We start from the raw sequence: 3,437 nt of genomic DNA on the forward strand, positions 1-3,437 counted from the left end.
GCCATCGAACGCATGTTCTCGGTTTACGACGAAGTTCTGCCGAAGGACTGAGCGTCGAGGAGCGCCCGCGCGTCGACGAGATCGTTCGCGACATGAACCGCGAAATCCGGTCGCGCGAGTTTCAGCGCCGCCGCGCGTTCTTCTTTCCCGTGTCCCGTCAGGACGTGAATGGCGGCCTTCAATCCGGCATTGCGGGCGGCCTCGATGTCGCTCGCCTTGTCGCCGATCATGAGGCTCGAAGCGAGATCGCAGCCGAGCTTTTCGGTGGCGAGTTCGATCATGGCCGGGCCGGGCTTGCGCCAGCGCGCATGTTCGGCGTCGAAGTCCGGTGTGTGTTCTTCATGGAAGGCACAGGCGACGACGAGGTCGACCCCGACGCCATGCGCCGAAAGCTGCCGCGCGATTTCGGCTTCGACGGCCTCGAAGTCCGGCCAGCCGAAACGGCCGCGCGCGACGCCCGATTGATTGGTAATGGTGACGAGAGCGAGACCTCGTTCTCGCGCCCATCGAAACAGTTCGATCGCGCCATTTTCGATAACGACATCTTCCGGTCGCGAGAGATAGTCGACCTCGCGCACGATGACGCCGTCGCGATCGAGAAAGAGGGCGGGGCCGCGATGTTTCGCGGGCGCGGGATCGGAAATCCAGATGCCGTTTGGAAGCAGCATCAGCCGAGGCCGAGGCGTTCTTCGAGCGCGCCGCAGAGAAGATGGCCGAGCGTGATGTGCATCTCCTGAATGCGCGCGGTCACTTTCGACGGCACATTGAGAAGATGGTCGGCGAGCGGCGTCAGCAATGCGCCGTCGGCGCCGGTAAAGGCCACGGTGACGATGCCCATGCGCCGCGCGGCTTCGAGGGCGAGCACCACGTTGCGGCTTTTGCCCGAGGTCGAGAAGCCGATGGCGACGTCGCCCTTGCGGCCCAGCGCCTCGACCTGGCGGGCGAAGACCTGCTCATAGCCCATGTCGTTCGCGGCCGCCGTCAGCACCGACGTGTCCGTCGTCAGCGCGAGTGCGGCGATGGGCTTTCTGTCGTTGACGAAGCGCACGGAGAGTTCGGTCGCGATGTGCTGGCTGTCGGCGGCGCTGCCGCCATTGCCGAAGAACATCAGCTTGCCGCCATTGCGGACTGAAGCCGCGCAGGCATCGGCCAGCGCCTCGAAAGGGGTTTCCAGCAGACGCGCGGTCTCGCCCGCCACCTTGATGTGTTCGTCGAAAACCGGCCCGAATTTATGCGCGCTCATTAACCTTGTCCCGTCCCCCAAAACCCGGCCGCATTAGACCACGGGCGCGGCCGGCCCGAAAGCGCATCTCTCTAGGCCTTGAGGTCCTGCACCTGAAGCTCGTACAGCGTCTTGTAGACGCCGCCTTTGGCCATCAGCTCCGCATGGGTGCCGATCTCGCGGATTTCGCCATGGGTCAGCACGACGATGCGGTGTGCCTCGCGGATGGTCTGGAGGCGGTGGGCGATGATGACCGAGGTGCGGCCCTCGGTGAGTTTCTTCAGCGCGTCCTGAATGACGAGTTCTGTCTCGGTATCGATGCTCGCCGTCGCCTCGTCGAGGATCAGCACTTCGGGGTTCATCGCGAGCACGCGGGCGAAGGCCAGAAGCTGGCGCTGGCCGTGGCTGAGGTTGCGGCCGCGCTCGGTCAGCACCGTGTCGTAGCCTTGCGGCAGCGCGCGAATGAAGGGATCGGCATGGACGAGGATCGCCGCGCGCTCCGCCGCCTCGCGCGTAATCGCCGGATTGCCGAGCGCGATATTGTCGTAGACGCTGCCGGAGAAGATATGGAAATCCTGCAGCACGACGCCGATGCGCTGGCGGATTTCGGAGGGCTTCACATCCATGATGTCGATGCCGTCGAAAAAGATCGACCCCTTCGGCACGTCATAGAAGCGGCAGAGAAGCCGGATCAGGCTCGTCTTGCCCGAGCCCGTCGGCCCGACGATCGCGATCCGCTCGCCCGGCGCGATGGTGAAGCTCACATCCTTGAGGATCGTGGTGTCGGCGCGATAGCCGAAGGTCAGGTGACGGAACTCGACGCGGCCCTTGAGATCGGCGGGCAGCGGCACCGGATGCTCCGGCTCCTTCAGCGCCTCGTCCCAGTCGAGGGCCTGGAAGATGCGTTCGCAGCTCGCCATGGCGCGGAAGACGACGTTCCACTGCTCGCCCATCGCGACGATGGGACGGAAGAGCATGTCGGCGAATTGCGCGAAGAGGATGACGCTGCCGAGGCTCGCCGTGCCGCCGAGAACATGGTGCCCGCCGAACCAGACGATGGTGGTCATGGCGAGGAAAGACATGCTGTCCATCGAGGCGCCGTAATAGCTTTCGAGCTTCACGGCGCGGTTCTCGCCCTCGCGGTTCTCGTGGTTGATGGCCGTGTAGCTGTCGTAGTTGATCTTCTCGCGGCCATAGAGTTGCACGACCTCGATGCCGGAGAGGTTTTCCTGCAGGTTTTCGTTCAGCCGCGACATGGTCGAGCGGATGTTGCGGTAGACGTTGCGCGAGGCGAGGCGGAAGAGCCATGTGGAAAGCGCGGCGAGCGGCAGCAGCGCGAGAAGCTCGAAGGTCAGCCGGATGTCGAGGGCGAGCATGATCGTGACGGCGACGAAGAAGGGCACGAATTCGCCCATCAGCACGCCGAAGCCGGCCAGCAATTCCAGGAGCGTTTCTATGTCGTTGGTAAGGCGCGTCATGACGCGGCCGACGGCGACGCGGTCGTAGAAGCTCGACGGCAGGCGCTCCAGATGCGCGAAGACGTCGCGGCGCAGATCGCGCAGGCCGTTGAGCACCGCTTTCGCCAGCGTGATGCGGAAGCCATGGCCGAAGAGCGCCCAGAGCGTCGTCCAGAGCGCATAGAGGCCGCAGGCGACGATCAGCGGTTCGAGGCCGCTTCGCGCCGACAGCCAGCCGGTCAGCGCCTTCTGCCAGAAGTCGGGCGCATGGCCCGAGGCGGCGGGAAGCAGGATGCCGTCGACGACGACGCGGCTCACCACCACAGGCGCCAGCACGGCGAAGCTCGCCGCCATGATCACGAGGAGAATGGCGAGCGCGAACTGGTGGCGATAGGGGCCGATCCAATGCGTCAGGCGCCAGATCAAGCGCATGTCGAAGCGGCGCGTGTCGATGTCGTCCTCGAAGATCGAGTAGTCGCGTTGCGGCTTCGGCGGGGATTGCGGGGGCAGGGGAGACTGGGCGTTCATGGGGCGCTCCCTTCGGGGACGGCGCCTTGCGCCTCCAGGTCCTGCGCCAGCGCTTCGCGGCGGCCCTGCACGCGCTCGAGATTGGCATAAAGACCGTTCTTCGCCAGCAGCTCGCGATGCGTGCCGATCTCCGCGACGCGTCCCTCGTCGAGCACGACGATGCGGTCGGCATGGCGCGCGGTCGAGACGCGATGCGAGACCATCAACGTGGTGCGGCCGGCGCGCAGCGT

3 protein-coding genes and 1 pseudogene are annotated in these 3,437 nt (G+C 65.3%); all 4 read right to left on the reverse strand.

What is annotated here, in order from left to right; translation table 11 throughout:
- Positions 1–23: 23 nt before the first annotated feature.
- Entirely contained in the window at positions 24–668 is a 645-nt protein-coding gene (locus tag VMR03_RS08745) for an HAD family hydrolase (protein ID WP_325404276.1), read from the reverse strand.
- Entirely contained in the window at positions 668–1,243 is a 576-nt protein-coding gene (locus VMR03_RS08750) for a D-sedoheptulose 7-phosphate isomerase (protein ID WP_325404277.1), read from the reverse strand. Before VMR03_RS08750 ends, VMR03_RS08745 begins: the two co-directional genes overlap by 1 nt.
- Before the next feature lie 71 nt (positions 1,244–1,314).
- A complete protein-coding gene (locus VMR03_RS08755) occupies positions 1,315–3,207 on the reverse strand; it encodes an ABC transporter ATP-binding protein (protein WP_325404279.1) in 1,893 nt (630 codons plus the stop codon).
- Positions 3,204–3,437 (reverse strand): annotated as a pseudogene (locus VMR03_RS08760) (hypothetical protein); the annotation flags it as partial. The gene VMR03_RS08755 and the pseudogene VMR03_RS08760, both read right to left, overlap by 4 nt.

The organism is Parvibaculum sp., assembly GCF_035511255.1.
In the GTDB taxonomy this organism is placed as follows: Bacteria; Pseudomonadota; Alphaproteobacteria; order Parvibaculales; family Parvibaculaceae; genus Parvibaculum.

What these genes read in the sequence shown, in the direction of transcription:
- VMR03_RS08750 (WP_325404277.1), bottom strand. Translation starts at nt 1,243, where the DNA reads ATGAGCGCGCATAAATTCGGGCCGGTTTTCGACGAACACATCAAGGTG.
- VMR03_RS08755 (WP_325404279.1), bottom strand. Translation starts at nt 3,207, where the DNA reads ATGAACGCCCAGTCTCCCCTGCCCCCGCAATCCCCGCCGAAGCCGCAA.
- VMR03_RS08745 (WP_325404276.1), bottom strand. Translation starts at nt 668, where the DNA reads ATGCTGCTTCCAAACGGCATCTGGATTTCCGATCCCGCGCCCGCGAAA.